At 64.0% G+C, this 18,187-nt stretch carries 8 protein-coding genes; all 8 read left to right on the top strand.

Annotated elements, in window-relative coordinates; translation table 11 throughout:
- A complete protein-coding gene (gene cyoB / locus HU739_RS03335) occupies positions 1 to 1,974 on the top strand; it encodes a cytochrome o ubiquinol oxidase subunit I (protein WP_186546384.1) in 1,974 nt (657 codons plus the stop codon).
- Between the two features lie 2 nt (positions 1,975 to 1,976).
- A complete protein-coding gene (gene cyoC / locus HU739_RS03330; RefSeq protein WP_186546385.1) occupies positions 1,977 to 2,591 on the top strand; it encodes a cytochrome o ubiquinol oxidase subunit III in 615 nt (204 codons plus the stop codon).
- Position 2,592: 1 nt separating this feature from the next.
- The gene (gene cyoD / locus HU739_RS03325; protein WP_186546386.1) at positions 2,593 to 2,931 is read left to right on the top strand and encodes a cytochrome o ubiquinol oxidase subunit IV; all 339 of its coding nucleotides are present in this window, start codon (positions 2,593 to 2,595) and stop codon (positions 2,929 to 2,931) included.
- Entirely contained in the window at positions 2,889 to 3,782 is an 894-nt protein-coding gene (cyoE, locus tag HU739_RS03320) for a heme o synthase (protein ID WP_186546387.1), read from the top strand. The genes cyoD and cyoE overlap by 43 nt, the downstream gene beginning before the upstream one ends.
- Positions 3,783 to 3,827: 45 nt before the next feature.
- Positions 3,828 to 4,070, top strand: a complete 243-nt coding sequence (locus HU739_RS03315) for a DUF2934 domain-containing protein (RefSeq protein WP_186546388.1) — start codon at positions 3,828 to 3,830, stop codon at positions 4,068 to 4,070.
- 30 nt (positions 4,071 to 4,100) lie between these two features.
- Positions 4,101 to 5,249 carry an MFS transporter gene (locus HU739_RS03310; RefSeq protein WP_186546389.1) on the top strand — a complete coding sequence of 383 codons (1,149 nt, stop codon included), beginning with the start codon at positions 4,101 to 4,103 and terminating at the stop codon, positions 5,247 to 5,249.
- Between the two features lie 25 nt (positions 5,250 to 5,274).
- Positions 5,275 to 5,949: a polysaccharide lyase family 7 protein gene (locus HU739_RS03305; protein WP_186546390.1), complete on the top strand. Its 675-nt coding sequence runs from the start codon at positions 5,275 to 5,277 to the stop codon at positions 5,947 to 5,949.
- 480 nt (positions 5,950 to 6,429) lie between these two features.
- Positions 6,430 to 18,150 (top strand): BapA/Bap/LapF family large adhesin, encoded by an 11,721-nt coding sequence (locus HU739_RS03300; RefSeq protein WP_186546391.1) that lies wholly within the window; start codon positions 6,430 to 6,432, stop codon positions 18,148 to 18,150.
- Positions 18,151 to 18,187: the final 37 nt, after the last annotated feature.

The following is an 18,187-nucleotide window of genomic DNA, read 5'->3' as shown; positions in this document are numbered from 1 at the left end:
ATGTTCGGGAAACTTTCGTGGGACGCCGTTCCATTGCACGAGCCGATTGTCATGTACACCCTGGCCATCGTTGGCCTGATGGGTTTTGCCCTGATCGGCACCGTCACCTGGAAGCGCAAGTGGGGTTACCTCTGGCGTGAGTGGTTCACCTCTGTCGACCACAAAAAGATCGGCTGCATGTACATCATCGTCGCGCTGGTCATGCTGCTGCGTGGCTTCTCCGACGCGATCATGATGCGCACTCAGCAAGCGATGGCCTCCAGTGGCGGGCCGGGGTATCTGCCACCGGAACACTACGACCAGATCTTCACCGCCCACGGCGTGATCATGATTTTCTTCATGGCCATGCCGTTTGTGGTCGGCCTGATGAACATCGTCGTGCCCTTGCAGATTGGTGCGCGCGATGTGGCTTACCCGTTTCTCAACGCACTGAGTTTCTGGCTGTTCGTGGTCGGCGCGGCGTTGGTGAACATCTCCCTGGGCGTCGGCGAATTTGCCCGCACCGGCTGGGTCGCCTACCCGCCCTTGTCCGAACTGGGCTATAGCCCCGGGGTCGGCGTCGACTACTACATCTGGTCATTACAGATATCCGGGATCGGCACGCTACTGACCGGGGTCAATTTCTTTGTGACCATCCTGAAGATGCGCACCGAGGGCATGACCCTGTTCAAAATGCCGGTGTTCACCTGGAACGCGTTGTGCACCTCGGTGCTGATTCTTGCGGCGTTCCCGATCCTCACCGCAACGCTGCTGATGCTCACGCTCGACCGTTATCTGGGCATGCACTTCTTCACCAACGAGGCCGGCGGCAACCCGATGATGTACGTCAACCTCATCTGGGCCTGGGGCCATCCGGAGGTATACATCCTGATCCTGCCGGCGTTCGGGGTCTTTTCCGAGATCGCCGCGACCTTCAGCAGCAAGCGCCTGTTCGGTTACGTTTCACTGGTGTGGGCGACGATCGCGATCACGATTCTCTCGTTCGTCGTCTGGCTGCACCACTTCTTCACCATGGGCGCCGGGGCCAACGTCAACGCGTTCTTCGGGATCATGACGATGATCATCGCGGTGCCGACCGGGGTGAAAATCTTCACTTGGCTGTTCACCATGTACCGTGGCCGGGTGCGTTTTGAAACGCCGATGTTGTGGACGCTGGGGTTTATCGTCACGTTCAGCATCGGCGGCATGACCGGTGTGCTGCTGGCCGTGCCCGGTGCCGACTTCCTGCTGCATAACAGCCTGTTCCTGATCGCCCACTTCCATAACGTCATCATCGGTGGCGCGGTGTTTGGCTACATGGCCGGGCTGACGTACTGGTTCCCCAAAGCCTTCGGCTTCCGTCTCAACGACAAGCTCGGGCGCATCGCGTTCTGGTGCTGGCTGATCGGCTTTTACTTCGCTTTCATGCCCTCCTACGTTCTCGGTTTCATGGGCATGACCCGGCGCCTCAATCACTTCGACAATCCCGACTGGCAGCCTTGGCTGCTCCTGGAATTGCTGGGGGTGGGCATCATTCTCTGCGGCGTCACCGCGCAAGCGCTGCAACTGTTCGTCAGCATTCGCAACCGCGCCAAATACCGCGACCTCACCGGCGATCCGTGGGACGGGCGCACGCTGGAATGGGCCACGGCCTCGCCGCCGCCGTTCTACAACTTCGCCGAGCAACCGAAAGTCAGTGACCTCGACGCCTACTGGGGCATGAAGGAGCGCGGCGTCAGTACGCTCAATCACACTGACTACCGCGCCATACATATGCCGCGCAACACCTCGGCCGGTCTGGTGATCAGCGTGTTCGCGCTGATCTGCAGCTTCGCCCTGGTGTGGCACATCTGGTGGCTGGCGATCTTCGGGCTGGTCGCTTCGGTGGCGGCGATGATCGTGCGCAGCTACGACGAAGACATTGACTATTTCGTGCCGGCTGAAGAAGTCGCGCGGATTGAAAAAGCGCGTCTCAAAGACTTGGCGGAGGCCTGATCATGTCCAATATCGTGCTGGATAAAGACATCGCCCATAGCCATGAGCAGGGCCACGAAGATGCGGGTTCGATGCGCGTGTTCGGTTTCTGGATCTACCTGATGACCGACTGCATCCTGTTCGCCACGCTGTTCGCCGGCTATGCGGTGTTGCGCGACAGTGTGGCGGGCGGTCCCTCGACGGTGGACATTTTCGAGCTGCCGTATGTGCTGGTCGAAACCGCGCTGCTGCTGTTGAGCAGCATCACCTACGGCTACGCAATGCTGGCGATGAACCGCAATCACACCGGCCATGTGCTGCGCTGGCTGGGGGTTACGTTCGTTCTGGGTTGCGGCTTTATCGCGATGGAAATCAACGAATTCCATCACCTGATCGCCGAAGGCTACGGGCCGGACCGCAGCGGTTTCCTCACCGCGTTCTTCACTCTGGTCGGCACCCACGGGGCCCACGTGCTTAGCGGGCTGGTATGGATGGCGGTGCTAATGGCGCAGATCCGCAGCCGCGGCCTGACCAATACCAACACCACGCGCCTGAGTTGCCTGAGCCTGTTCTGGCACTTCCTCGACGTGGTGTGGATCTGCGTATTTACCGTGGTTTATCTGCTGGGGGTGGTCTGACATGTATAACCAAAGTCCGATTCATAGCAGTGCCGGCACCAGCCATGGCACCGCCCGTTCGTACCTGATCGGGTTCATCATTTCGGTAGTCCTGACCGCGATCCCGTTTGCGCTGGTGATGTATCCCACGCTGCCGCGACACCTCACCGCGTGGGTGGTCGTCGCGCTGGGTGTGGTGCAGATTTTCGTCCATCTGAAATATTTCCTGCACCTGGACACCGCCGCAGAGCAGCGCTGGAACCTGATCGCGCTGATCTTTTCAGTTGTCATCATTGTGCTGCTCGTGGGGCTCTCGTTATGGATCATGGACAGCATTCATCACAACATGCTGGCGCACTGAAGCAATGGCTGCTGCCGCTCAACGTCGGTATCGAACTGACCAAGCCCGGGATCATCTTCGGCAATCTTGCGTCGGTGTTCGGCGCGTATTGCCTGGCCGGCGCCGGGCAGCCGATTGCGCCAGGGCATCTGCTCGCGACGTTACTGGGAACGGCGCTGGTCATCGGTTGTGGCTGCGTCATCAACAATTGCGTCGACCGCGACATCGACCGGCGCATGGTACGCACCTGCCACCGTGCGCTGGCAATTCGCGCCGTCTCGGTCCCGACCGCGCTGTGCTATGCCCTGGCGCTCGGCATGATCGGTTTTGGCCTGTTGTGGACACGCACCAATGCCGTCGCGTGCGCAGCGGCGGCGGTCGGTCTGCTGATTTACGCGGGGGTTTACACGTGCCTGATGAAGCGCCGCTCGCACTGGGGCACGCTGGTCGGCAGTCTGTCCGGTGCGATGCCGCCGGTGATCGGTTATTGCGCCGTGACGGCACGCCTGGATGCGACGGCGTGGATGCTGATCGTGGTGTTCTGTTGCTGGCAAATGCCGCACTCTCACGCCATCACGTTGATGCGCCGCGACGATTTCAAGGCCGCCGGATTACCGACCTTGACGCTCGCCGAGGCGCGCAAGCAGATCCTCGGTTACATGATTGCGTTCCTTGCCGCCAGCCTCTTGCTGGGCCTGATCAGCCGACTCGGCGTGGCGTATTTTTTGCTCGTGGCGAGCCTCGGCGGCTACTGGCTCTGGCTCGCGCTGCACAGCCCCCCGGCAACCGAGCAAAAAGCCTGGGCGCGGAAGATTTTCGCAGTGTCGATCATGGTGGTGCTCGGGCTTAACCTCGCCATGACGCTGGGGTGACGCGCGGTCAGCGCATGCAACGATTCCATCCGCAGGAGAACTGAAATGGACGAAGAAACCCTCAGAAAAACCGCCTACCGCATCTGGGAAGAACAAGGCCGTCCCCACGGTCAGGATTTCGAGCACTGGTTCCAGGCACAAGCGGAACTGGATGCGTTTGATTCGGACGGCTTGCCAGGCTCTATCGCCAGCAGCGTAGCGCCGCCTGCGCCACAGAAAAAATCCAGAGACGCGCCTGCGTCAGCGGAGAAAAAGCCTCGCACCAAAACGTCTTCGGCGAAGAAATGACCCCGTTGCGCACGACCGGGCGGCGAACGGATGAAACGCGGCATTAATCTGGTTGCGGCCGCGTTCGCCCTCACCGCCCTGTCGTATGGCCTGGCGCGCTTTGCCTACGGACTGCTGCTGCCACGAATTCGTGCGGATCTGGGACTCAGCGTATCGGCCGCTGGATGGATCGGCGGCAGTGCCTTCGCCGCTTACTGTGTCGGCATCGTCGCGACGTTTTTGGGCAACAGCCGACTGAGCGCGCGTGCGCTGGCGGTGATTGCCGGCGCCATGGCGTCGCTGGGGATGGCCGTGATGGTCCAGGCCTCGAACGGTTGGATGCTGGGCTGTGGCGTCGCGCTCGCCGGCTTGAGCACCGGCCTGACGTCACCACCGCTGGCCAGCGCCGTCGCTGCGCAGTTCGCCGACGATCAGCGTCCTCGGGCCAATGGTGTTATCAACGCCGGAACGGCGGCCGGCATCGTATTCTCCGGCGTGGCGGCGATGTTGGCCGCCGGGCAATGGCGTGAACTGTATGCGCTGTTCGCGATGATCGGCGTCGCGATAACGCTCTGGCTGTGGTTCGCCGTAGCGCCAGACGCTGCGAGTGACGCTGCACCGAGCGTCTCTTGGTCCATGCTGGCACGGCCCGGTTTGCTTGCCCTCAGTGGCAGCGCTTTTCTGATGGGGCTGGCGAGCACGGCGGTCTGGACATTCGGCGCCGACATTCTGCGTCGTCAATCCGGCTTCACCGAAGCGGCGATTGCCTGGGCCTGGATAGTGCTCGGCGTGGCCGGTCTCGGTGGCGGCTTCACGGGCGTGCTGACCCGTCGATTCGGCATCGCCAGGATCCATGGACTCGCCCTGCTCGGCATTGCCCTTGGCACGCTTGCCCTGGCGGCGGCCGCAGTCGCGCCGCTGTACGGCTTCGCAGCCCTGTGCCTGTTCGGCGCGGCTTACATTGTTTCGTCTGGTGCCTACCTGATTCAGGGCATCGGTCTATTCCCGGATCGCCCGGACCTAGGCCTCGGTATTCCCTTCCTCGTTCTGGCGCTCGGCCAGACCGCCGGCACACCGCTTTTTGGCACCCTGCTGGAGGCGACCGGGGTTTTCACTGCTTTGATGGCGTGTGCAGTGGCCGCTTGCTGCGCCATTTTTTTGCGGCCGAATCAATCACGGCTCGACAGAGCCGACAGGTGACTTCCAATGAAGTGAGGGCTCGACAATGACTGTGGACATCAGCAATTTCACCATCACCACCCCCCTGCCCATTTCGCCGACCAACCCGATTGCGCTGGAACTGATCGGTTCGCGAGCACTGCTCGAGTGCCCTGAAGTCATCGCAATGCTGCCGGACGGCTCGTTGCAGATGACGGCGCCCACCCTGGGTGCCTCCAGCAAGAGCACCAAGCGCACCCGCTGTGAATGGAAAGAGCCGGGGTACTGGCTGTTGTCCAGCGCGCCTGACCACTGGTGCCGTCAGCAAATGCGCCTGGTCAAAGTCAACGCCTTGCAGAAAGTGGTCATCGGCCAGATACACGTGAAGGGTTCCCAACAGCCTCCGGTCAAGGTGTTCTGGAACAAGGGCAAGATAACCCTGGGATTCCGCGCGAGCTTTCTGCAAGCGGATCCGGTCAACACGACGGTGCTGGAAAATGTGCCGCTCGGCGCATTGTTCCAACTCAACATCCACGCCAACGCAAACGGTGCCGTGTCTGTGTCGGCCAGTTGCAACGGGGTTAAGTCCACCTCCGCCATCCTGCGCTTCGACGACACCTGGAGCACCCAGACCCTGGCTTTCCACGGCGGGGTGTACAACCAGATCGATTACTCCGCCACCACCGACCCGAACGACGGCTCGGTGTGCATTATCACCGACCTGTCTATCACCCACGCCTGACAGGGGCCGCTAGCTATCGTTACGCTCGATCATTTCGAGGTTAGATAGCTAGCGCATCAACTTGTAGATCAGCAAAAAGAAGGTACGCAGGCATAGAAAACCGATGGCCCGGTTTTCTTGTACAAGCCTGTCTCGCTGTCCTTCCTAAGGCATTAATTCCTTGGTAGGCACACCCGCTGAAGGTGAATCACGAGGTTGGATATTGCGTAGGCGTGATCGCCGACGCCGGTGACAGGAGAATCGCCCACGCCTTGGGCAAACGGTGAAGGCGACACATTTTGTTTCATTCAAAACTTGGTTGGATCCAACATTCCGATCAACGGATAAGTCCTTGTTTCTCTTTTTTAATCAATAAGATATTTGATCCGCCTGAAGACCTTTGGTTTATCGCCAGATATCAGACGCCCCCAACTGACGTGCGTTATCTATGGTTCTGGACATACCCGTGGACGTCCACCCATGCACTCTCAGGGAGAAGTAATGGACAACATCGTCATCGCCGACAAATCCAGTTCTCAGCTCACTGCCCAAAACTGGGGCAATGTTCAGCTCAATCAGCCTTCAGTTGTACAAATGCCCGTCAGCCCCGACCAGTTGGCTTCAACCAGCCGGAGCGGTCAGGATTTGATCGTCAATCTGAAAAGCGGCGAGCAGATCAGAATCTCCAATTTTTTCGTCGCCAGCCCTGACGGTGTTGCCAACGACATCGTCTTTCAAGGCGAAGACGCGACGCTCTGGCAGGCGCGCTACAACGCCGAGCCGTTCAATGGCTTTACCTTCGACGAAATCGGTTCGCTGGACGAACTGATCGCCGGCGTCGGCGTGGTCGAAGGCGCGACGCCCGCCTGGGCGATCGCCGGGCTTGGCCTGCTGGGTGCGGGCGGCGCCGCGGCGGCCGCGGGTGGAGGTGGTGGAGGTGGTGGTGGCGGCGCAAGCAGCGGTGATGCGACGCCTCCCGCGCCTGCGACCGGGTTGACCTTATCGGCCGATGGCCGAGTGCTGAGTGGTTTTGGCGAAGCCGGCAGTCTGGTGCAGATACGTGACGCGGCGGGCAATATTCTAGGCACGGGAACCGTAGGCGCCGATGGGCGCTTCCAGGTCGAACTGGGTACGCCGCAGACCAATGGCCAGCCGCTCGACGTCACGCTCACCGACGCTGCGGGCAATGTTTCCACACCCGGCTCCGTCACTGCGCCGGATGCCACCGCGCCCACGCCGCCCGCCAATCTGAGCGTAAGCGCCGATGGCACGCAACTGGGCGGGACCGCGGAAGCCGGCGCCACCATCGAGGTGCGTGCCGCCGATGGCACCCTGCTCGGCAGCGCCGTCGTGGCGGCGGATGGCACTTTCAATGTCACACTCAGCCCGGCGCAGACCGGCGGACAGCCACTGATCGTCAGTGCCACCGATGCGGCCGGCAATACATCCTCTGGTGCCACGGTCAGCGCACCGGAAATCGTCGAACCGCAAACCCCGGCCAATCTCGGTTTGAGCAGTGACGGCAGCCAACTGACCGGCACCGCCAGAGCGGGAACAACCATTGAAGTTCGCTCGGCCAACGGCGAGCTACTCGGGCGCGCGGTGGTGGGCGCCGACGGCACCTTCGTCCTGACGCTCATTCGTGCGCAGGCCAACGGCGAAGTCCTCAGTGTCCTGGCAATCAACAGCGTTGGCGCGCAATCGCCAGCGGTCACGCTCAATGCGCCGGACATCACCGGCCCAGGCGCCGCGACTGATCTGGCGATCAGCAGCGATGGTGTTTCGATCACAGGTCGTGGCGAACCGGGCAGCACCGTCAGCGTCACCAATGCTCAAGGGACGGTGCTCGGCACAGCGCTCGTCGCAGCTGATGGCTCGTTCACGGTGCAACTCAACGTTGCGCAGATCAACGGGGAAACACTCAACGTGCAGCTCACTGACGCGGCGGCCAATCCGTCGCCGGTGGTGACCCTCATAACGGTTGACCTCGACGGCCTGACTCAGCCAAGCGACCTCGTCCTGAGCGTCGATGGCGCTCAAATGAGGGGGCGCGGACAGGCCGGATCAACCGTTACGGTACGCGATGCCAACGGCAACGTACTCGGCTCGGCCGTGGTCGCAGCAGACGGCACGTTCGTCGTGCAGCTGAGCAGCCCGCAGAACAATGGCGAAACGCTGCTGGTCAGTGCCAGCGACAGTGCCGGCAACACCTCTGCCCCGTTGACTTATGTGACGCCTGATACCCAAGGTCCTGCGCCGCTCACGGGCCTCACACTCGATGCCCAGGGCCAGACGCTGACCGGCAAGGGCGAAGTGGGCGCCTCGATTACCGTCCGTGACCCGGACGGGAATATTATCGGCACTGGCACGGTGGGCGCCGATGGCAACTTCACCGTCAACCTCGCGACGGCGCAGACCGATGCGCAACAACTGCAAGTGATCCAGACCGACGCTGAGGGCAACCCGTCGGCGCCAGTCAATGTAATCGCACCGGACTTGACGATACCGGTTGCAGTCTCTGATGTGTCCATTTCGGCGAACGGCGCAATCGTCACCGGTGCGGGCCAGATCGGCGCGACCGTTACCGTGACCGACGCAGCTGGCGTCGTGTTGGGAACGGCCATCGTCGGCAGCAACGGCCGCTTCGAAATCAATCTGTCGTCGCCACAGACCAACGGCCAGAATCTGAGCGTCGTGCAGACAGACGGCTCGCCCTCCGCTGCTCCGGCGGTGCCGGTCCAGGCACCTGATATTCAGGCCCCCGCCGCCCCTGCGGATCTGGCGCTGGATGCGGCCGGTACAACACTCACCGGCCGCGGTGAGCCTGGCGCCACCGTGTCGGTCAAGGATCTGGCCGGCAATACGTTGGGCACCGCGATCGTCGACGGCAGCGGTGCATTTTCGGTAACGCTGAACAGCCCGCAGACTGATGGTCAAGCGCTGCAAGTGAGCCAATCGGATGGCGTGAACGTCTCGCCCGAGACACCGCTGACCGCGGCGGACACCACGGCGCCGCTGGCACCTGACAACGTCGTGCTTGGCAGCAATGGCGTGACATTGACCGGGACCGGGCAAGCTGGGAGCACGGTCACGGTCAGCGCGCCGGACGGCACAGTGCTGGGTACCACGGTCGTTGCGAACGACGGCAGCTTCACCGTCAACCTGAGTCCGGCACAACTTGACGGCCAGGTATTGAGTGTCATCCAGACCGATGCGAGCGCCCTGCCCTCACCGGTCACCCCGGTCACCGCGCCGGACATCACCGCCCCACCCGCGCCGACCGGTCTGATCATCGATCCGGCAGGCGCGACAGTGAGCGGCACGACGCAGCCTGGTAACACGGTGCAGGTGCTGGATGCCAACGGCAACGTCATTGGTAGCGCGACCGCTGACGGCAGTGGCGCCTTCACGGTCAATCTCGATACCGCGCAGAACAACGGCGAAGCCTTGCAGGTGGTAGCCTCCGACGGTACTAACAGCTCGCTGTCGGGCAATGTCACCGCACCGGACAGCACGCCGCCTGCGCCGGTCAGCGATCTGGCGATCAACCCGGCGGGTGATCAGGTGTCGGGGCTTGCCGAGCCCGGCACGGTCGTCACCGTCAGCATTGCCGGCGGCAGCGTGCTGGGCACCGCCACCGCTGGGGCAGACGGCCGCTTCGTGGTCCCGCTCGACCCTGCGGCAGGCACGGGCAGTAGCCTCGAAGTGATCAGCACTGACGGCGGTGGCAACGACTCGTCGGCGGTGCCGCTCGCAGGCCCTGATGGCTCGCAGGTCGCGACCCCAAGCGAACTGGCATTGAGCGCCGACGGTTTCACCCTGACGGGCGCGGGCACGCCTGGCAGCACGGTGACCGTGACCAACAGCAATGGCGATGTGCTCGGATCGGGGCTGATCAACAGCTTCGGTCGGTTCACACTGGTGCTGAATGCCAAACAGATCAACGCGCAAGTGCTGCAAGTCACCGCGACCAGCCCTGACGGTGACGTGTCGGTGCCAGGCACCGTTACGGCGGGCGATGGCACGGCGCCGGACGCTGTGTCGAATCTGCTGCTCAATGCCAATGGCAGCGCACTCACCGGCCGAGGCGAAGCCGGTGCTACGGTGACCGTGACCGACAGCAATGGCGCCGTGCTGGGCACGGCACTGGTTGCCAGCAACGGTACGTTCAGCCTGACGCTGACGCCGGCGCAGCTCAATGGCCAGACGCTCACCGCGACGCAAAGCGATGCCGCCGGCAACCCGTCGCCGCCCGCCAGCATTATCGCCCCGGATCTGCAGCCACCTGCCGCCGCGACCGGTGTCAGCATCAATGACGTCGGCACCGTGGTCAAAGGCCAGGGCGAAGCCGGCAGCACCGTGACGATTCGTGACGCCGCCGGCAATGTCCTGGCGACCGGTCTGGTCGATCAAAGCGGCAACTTCCAGGTCACCCTGCCCAACGCGCAGAACTCGGGTGAAACCTTGCAGGTCACGCTGACGGACGCGAACGGCAATACATCGACCTCAACCGGCGTCGCCACTGTCGACGGCACCGCGCCCGCCGCCGTGCAAAACCCGCTGATCAGCGCCGATGGCAGCACCCTCAGCGGGACCGGGGAAGCCGGTGCGACCGTGAACGTCAGTAACGCAAGCGGGGTCTTGCTGGGCAGCGCCGTCGTTGCCGCAGACGGTTCGTTCAGCGTGACGCTGGCGCCCGCGCCGACCAATGGCGAGGCCTTGGCGATCAGCCAGACCGACCCGACCGGCAACGTTTCGCCGTCGACCAGTGTCAACGCGCCCGACATCAGCCCACCGGCCGCCCTGACGCAAGTCGCGGTGAATGCCGATGGCGTGACGGTCACCGGTCACGGCGAACCCGGCGCCACGGTGTCGGTACGCAGCGCCGACGGCACATTGCTGGGCACGGCGCAGGTCGGCAACGGTGGCACGTTCAGCGTCACCTTGAACACGCCACAGCTCAATGCCGAAGTGCTGACGGTCACTCAGGAAGATCCGCCGGGCAACGTTTCCACTGCCATCGAAGTGGTGTCGGTGGACTTGACGGCGCCGGCCATTCCGAGCGCATTGACCCTGAACGCAGCCGGCGTGCAACTGGCCGGTAACGCCGAGGCTGGCAGCACGGTGACCGTGCGCGACAGCCAAGGCAATATCCTCGGCACCACGACCGCGGCCGCCAATGGCACGTTCCAAGTGACCCTCAATAGCCCGCAAGCCAACGGCCAGGTGCTGAACGTGACGGCCCGTGACGCGGCGGGCAATCCATCCGCCCCGGCACTGATCAATGCCGCCGACACCACGGCGCCCCTGGCGGCCAACAATCTGGCGGTCAGCGCCAACGGCGCGACGTTGACGGGTACCGGCGAAGCCGGCGCCACCGTTGAAGTTCGCAACGCCGGCGCAACCCTGTTGGGAAGCGCCACCGTCGGCAACAACGGCAGCTTCAGCCTGACGCTGTCCCCCGCCGCTGTGGCCGGTTCGACCCTTTCGGTCCTGCAGATCGATGCCACGGGCAACACCGGGCCGGCGACACCGGTAACCGCCCCGGGCAACCTGGCGGAAAGTGCGCCGACCAATCTGGCGCTCAGCGCCGACGGCTTGACCCTGACCGGCACCGCCACGGCTGGCAGTACCGTAAGCATTCGCAATGCCTCGGGGACATTGCTCGGCAGCGCGCTGGTGGCGGCCAACGGCACCTTCAGTGTCACGCTCAATGCCGCGCAGCTGAACGGCGAGCAACTGTCTGCCGTGGCGACGTCGAGCACGGGCATCAACTCGTCCCCGACCGACTACACCGCTGCTGACATCGCAGCACCGGCGCCGCTCAGTGAACTGAGTCTGGCACCCAATGGCACCGCCCTGACCGGACGCGGTGAGGCCGGCGCCACCGTGACCGTGCTCGGCACTGGTGGCGCTATTCTCGGCAGCGCAGTGGTGGCCGCCAACGGCACCTTCAGCGTCACCCTCAGCCCGGCGCAAACCTCGGGCCAGACGCTGAGCCTGAGTCAGGCCGACGCCGCCGGCAATGAATCCAACAGCGTCAGCCTGATCGCGCCCGACCTGATTGCCCCCAACCCACCGGCAGCGCTGGCGGTCAGCAATGACGGCAGCGTGTTGTCCGGTACCGGTGAGGCCGGCACCACGATCAACGTGTACAACGCCGCCGGTACACTGGTCGGCACCGGCACCGTGAGCATCGATGGCACGTTTGCGATCACCCTGACCACACCGCAAGCCAACGGCCAGGCCCTGACCGTATCGCTGACCGACGCGGCGGGCAACACCTCGGCAGCCACACCGTTCACGTCGGTCGACAGCACACCGCCAACGGCGGTTTCACAACTGAGCATCGGCGGCGACGGTGCAACCGTGACCGGTCGCGGCGAACCCGGCGCCCAGGTCAGGGTCATCGACAGTGACGGCAACGTGCTCGGCACTGCTGTCGTCAGCCCGACCGGTACGTTCACGCTGGCATTGACGCCAGCGCTGAGCAACGCCGAAGTCATCACTGTTGTCCAGGCTGACGCCGCGGGCAATGACTCCCCGGCGGTGAGCCTGACCACGCCGGACTTCACCCCGCCCGACCCGCTGGCCAATGTCGAGATCAACAGCGCGGGCGCGCTGGTCACAGGGACCGGCGAACCTGGCGCGACCGTGACGGTGCAAGATGCCAATGGCGTCTTGCTCGGCACCAGCGTGGTCCTTGCCGACGGCTCCTTCAGCGTCACCCTGAGCCCGCCGCAGATCAATGAACAAGTCCTCAGCGTTCAGCAGGCCGACCCACCCGGTAACGTCAGTGCGCCGGTAACGGTCACCGCACCGGATTTGACTCCTCCGGCGACCCCGGTTGATCTGCAGGTCAATGCCGACGGCAACTCGCTCACCGGCAGCGGCGAAGTCGGTGCCAGCGTCCGTGTCACCTTGGCCGACGGCACGGAACTGGGCACCGGCACGGTGGGCAGCGACGGTCGCTTCCAGATCACTCTGACGCCGGCACAGACCAACGGCCAGGCGGTTTTCGTGGTCCTCGCCGATGCCGCGGGCAATGCCTCGCCTGCCGGCACGCTGGCAGCGCCTGACAGCACGCCGCCTGCTGCGTTGACCGAGGTCGATATCGACGCCAGCGGCAGCCTCATCACCGGGTCCGGTGTGGCCGGTTCGCAGGTGGTGGTGACCAACGCCGTTGGCACCATCATCGGTACTGGCACCGTCGCGGCCGATGGCAATTTCAGCGTGACCCTCGATCAGCCGTTGCTCAACGGTGAAGCCTTGTCGGTGATCCAGCGCGATGCCGCGGGCAACCCTTCGCCCGTCACGCCTGTCACCGCGCCGGATATCACGCCGCCCGCCGCTCCCGCCGGCCTCGACCTCAGTCCCGATGGGCTGACGCTGACCGGCACCGGTGAAGCCGGCGCCACCGTGCGCGTGACCAGCGCCGCCGGCACCTTGCTCGGCTCTGCGACAGTGGCCGCCAATGGCACGTTCAGCGTGACCCTCAATCCGGCGCAGGTGAACGGTGAGGTGTTGAGCGTCAATCAGACCGACCTGGCCTCAAACACTTCGCCAGCCGCGCCCGTGCAAGCGGGCGACAGCACCGATCCGCTGGAAGTCGCCGACCTCAACGTCAGCCAGGACGGCCTGACCGTGACCGGTACCGGCGAGCCCGGCGCGATCGTCACCGTGCGTGACGGCGCGGTCGTGCTCGGCACGGCAACAGTCGGCGCAGACGGCAGTTTCAGCGTCACGCTCGCGGCTGCGCAACTCGATGGCCGGACACTGTCGGTAATCCAGGCGGACGCGCAAAACAACCTGTCCGAGCCAGCATTGGTCGACTCACCGGACGCCACCGCACCGGTCGCGCCAACGGTCACCTCGTTGACCGGCGCGGGCACCTTGCTCGCGGGAACTGCCGAAGCGGGCAGCACCGTAACGGTGTTGTCGTCCACCGGCACCGTGCTGGGCACGACGGTGGCCTTGGGCAATGGCACCTACACGGTCACACTCAATCCGGCCCAGGCCAACGGTGAGTTGTTGTCCGTCATCGCGACGGATGAGGCGCTTAACGCATCGCCAACGCTGCTCTACCCCGTGGATGACATTACTGCACCGGATGCCGTCACCGGCCTCACCATCAGCGGCGACTTGAGCCAACTCGCCGGTCGCGGCGAAGCCGGCGCCAGCGTCGAGGTCACCGACGCGCTCGGCAATGTCGTCGGCAGCGGCACCGTCGCGGCCAACGGTACATTCCTGATCGATCTCGATCCGGGCATCACTGCCGGCCAAGTGCTGACGGTGAACCAGACGGACGTCGCCACCAACGTGTCCGAGGACACCCTCCTTACCGTTCCGTTGGTTCCGGTACCGAATGCGCCGGATAACCTGGCCCTCTCGGCCGATGGCGTGACGCTTTCCGGCACGGCGGCGATCGGCACGACGATCAACGTTTACGGAGCTGACAACAGCCTGATAGGTACGGGGATCACCGGCCCGGATGGCACGTTCAGCGTCGTGCTGACGCCTGCGCAAACCAACGGCGAAAGTCTCGAAGTCACCGCCAACACCCCGCTGGGCGGCGCCTCGCTGCCAAGCGAAATTACCGCGGCCGACACCTCGGCACCGGCGCCGCTCAGCGATCTGGCAGTCAATGCCAGCGGCACGCTGGTCACCGGGCGCGGCGAAGTCGGCGCGTCGGTCATCATTACCGGCGCTGGCGGCGTGGTCTTGGGCAACGCGGTGGTTGGCGCCAATGGCACCTTCAGCGCACAACTCAATGCGCCACAGGTCAACGGTCAGGTACTCGATGCTGTACAGACCGATGCGGCCAACAACACCTCTTCCGGTCTTGCCGTAACGGCGCCAGACATCACCGCCCCGGCGGCACCGACGGCACTGGTGCTGAGCGGCGCCGGCCTTGTACTGGGCGGGCTCGGTGAAGCCGGGGCCACCGTCACCGTACGCGGTGCCGGTGGTGCGTTGCTGGGCACCGCGACGGTGGCTGGCAACGGCACGTTCTCGGTGACCTTGTCGTCCGCACAGCTCAATGGCCAGCAACTGAGCGTCACGCAAAGTGACGCGGCGGGAAATGTTTCACCACCCACTAACCTCAGCGTCGCCGATACCACGTTGCCGGCGCCGCTGAGCAACGTGACCCTGAACGGTACCGGGCTGGCAGTCAGCGGTACGGGTGAAGCCGGCGCCACGGTCAGCGTGACCAATGCGGCCGGCACCGTGTTGGGCACCGCCGTGGTCAATGCCGGCGGCACCTTCACCGTGCAACTGTCCAGCGCCCAGCTCAACGGCCAGCAGCTCAACGTGCAACAGGCAGACCCGGCGGGCAATCTCTCGCCGGTATTCAACCTGACGGCGAGCGATGTGCAGGCGCCGGTCGCGGCCAGCGGCCTGGCGCTTGCCGCGAACGGTCTGACCTTGAGCGGTACCGGTGAAGCCGGTGCAACGGTCAATGTCTATGGCCCGGGTGGCGCATTGATCGGCACCACTACGGTAGGCAGTGGCGGCACGTTCAGCTTCAACCTCAACAGCGCGCAACTGGATGGACAGTTGTTGACCGTGCGCCTGGTCGATCCGGCTGGCAACCTGTCGCCCAACGCCAGCCTGACGGCGCCGGACGTCACCGCGCCCGGCATCCCGACCGGCGTCACTGTCAATGGCAGCGGCACTTTGCTCACTGGCATCGGTGTGCCCGGCTCGACGATCAGCGTGCGCGGCGCTGGCGGTGTGGTGCTGGGCACCGCCACCGTCGCCGCCAACGGCAGTTTCTCCGTGGTGCTCGCCTCGGCACAAATCAACAGCCAGGTTCTCAGCGTGACCCAGGCGGATCCGAGCGGTAACGTTTCGGCGCCGGCCACCGCGACGGCGCCAGACCTGACTCCGCCCGCGGCCGCTACGGCGCTGCTGGTCGGCGCCGACGGTCTGACCGTCACGGGCACCGGTGAGGCCGGAGCGACGGTCACCATCAAGTCGGCCACCGGCACGGTCCTGGGCACCGGCACGGTGAGTAACCTCGGGGTATTTACCATCGCCCTGAACAGCGCGCAGATCAACGGCGAGAAACTCACCGTTAACCTGAGCGACGCTCGCGGCAACGTCTCGGTGGCCGCCAACGTCACGGCGCCGGACATCGACGTCAACGCGCCGGTGGTGGCCAGCGACAACCTCGCCGTTGGCACCGTCACCCTCACGCCGGCCACTGCGACGCAGACGTTCAATGACTCGTTCACCACGCTGCTGTCGGGTTTCTCGAAAACCTTTACGTTCACGGTGTCCAGCGGCACGCGCCTTGACCCCACCCTGACGCTGACCACCAGCAGCCTGATTTCGCTGATCGATGGCGTGGTCTATACGCTGCAAGTGAAAAACGCCAGCGGCGTCTGGGTCACACTCGACGCCAACGGCAGCGCTGGCCTGCTCGACCTGATTGCCCTGGCCGGCCAGGGCGTGCGGGTCGACATCGCTAACCTGTTGGCGGGCGACTACCGACTGACGGTGTCGAGCACCGGCATCGGCGTGCTGACCACGGTCAATACGCAACTGCAACTGGACGTCAGCAGCCTGACCCAGTTCAACGGCATTGCCGGGCCAGCCGTGACCGGCAACGTCATCACCAACGTCGGCGTCGATGGCACGGCGGACCAGACCGGCCCGGACAACGGCGCGCAACTGCAGATCTTCAAAAACGGCGCCTACGTCAGTGCCGGCGCCGGCACCACGGTGCAAGGGCTGTACGGCACGCTGACCATCGATGCCAGCGGCAACTACAGTTACACGCCCAACGGCAGCGTCAGCAGTGTCGGCAAGGTCGATGTGTTCAGCTATCAACTGGTGCACCCGAACGGCTTGAGCGACACCGCCAATCTGTACGTGCGTATCGACAGCCCACAAGCCACCGAAGTGTGGAATGACGCCAACCTCGGCAGCCCCGCGCTGGTGCTTGACGCCACCGCGGATGTCGCTGCAACCGACGTCACTCTGGTCAACCGTGAAGTCACCACCAACTCCAACCTCGGTACGTTCAACGTGCTGCTGGGCGGCGGCAGCGGTAACTACAACACCGTGGTGGCGGCGGACACGGTCAGCGATCTCACCGTGGTGGTCAATTCGAGCAACCTGCTGGCGCTGTTGGGTTCGATGACGGTGGGCCTGTACAAACTCAACACCGCCACTAACCAGTACGTGCTGGTCAAGAGCTACGGCGGCAATGCGCTGCTCAATCTGGGCGGCGGCAACTACGGGATCAAGTTCGACGACCAGACCGCTGGCAGTTATCAGGTGCGGGTAGCGGTGGGCGGCCTCGGCCTGCTCACCAGCGTCAACACCAGCCTGATCAACGTGGCGACCTACACCAATCAATTTGTGGTGGGCAGCTACACGCCCGTGTCGGGCAACCTGCTCACCGACACCGCGGGCGGCGGCGCCGATGTGTTGGGCTCGGTCTACACCTTGCTCAGCGTGCTGGTCGCCGGCAGTTACGTGGCGCCCGGTTACAACGGCGTCTCGCTGGTCGGCAACTACGGCACCTTGCTGGTCCAGGCTAACGGCAACTACACCTACACGCTCAAGGCCGGGCTGACCGATGCGGTCATTGGTCAGGAAGACACCTTCACCTACCAACTGACCCACCCCAACGGCAGCGTCGATACCGCCACCCTGACCATCGACCTGAACAGGGCCGGTGCTTTCGCTACCACCGCGTTCTCGGCACTGGCCAGCGATGACCTCGGTCTGGCGCACGCCACTGGCAGTGAGCTGATCCAGGGCACCGACGGCAACGACACCCTCGACGGTTCGCACGGTGGCGCCATCTCGCTGCAAGGCGGCGCCGGCGACGACACGCTGATCATCGCCGACCAACAGTTCACGTCGGTCGATGGCGGCAGCGGCACCGACACCCTGCTCTGGGCTGGCGGCGACGTGGCGATCAACCTCGGCGATTTGCAGAGCAAGATCCACAACGTTGAAATCCTCGACCTCAACCATTCCAGCGCGGTTGCGCTGACGTTGAACCTCAGCGATCTGCTGGCGATCACATCTGCTGACAACAACACGCTGCTAATCAAGGGTGACGAAAAGGACAGCGTACACATGACCGATGGCTGGACCGCAGAGGGTACGCAGCAGGCCGACGGCATCGACTATGTCCAATACACGGCACAGGAGGATCCGAGCCACCACCTATGGGTGCAGAACGGCATTCAAGTCGTCTGAAAACGCAACATTGGCAATGTCCGTCTCTCAACAGTAA

This window comes from Pseudomonas hamedanensis, assembly GCF_014268595.2.
GTDB lineage: Bacteria > Pseudomonadota > Gammaproteobacteria > Pseudomonadales > Pseudomonadaceae > Aquipseudomonas > Aquipseudomonas hamedanensis.
Note: the sequence above shows the minus strand (reverse complement) of the source record. Positions and strands in the feature narration are given on the sequence as shown.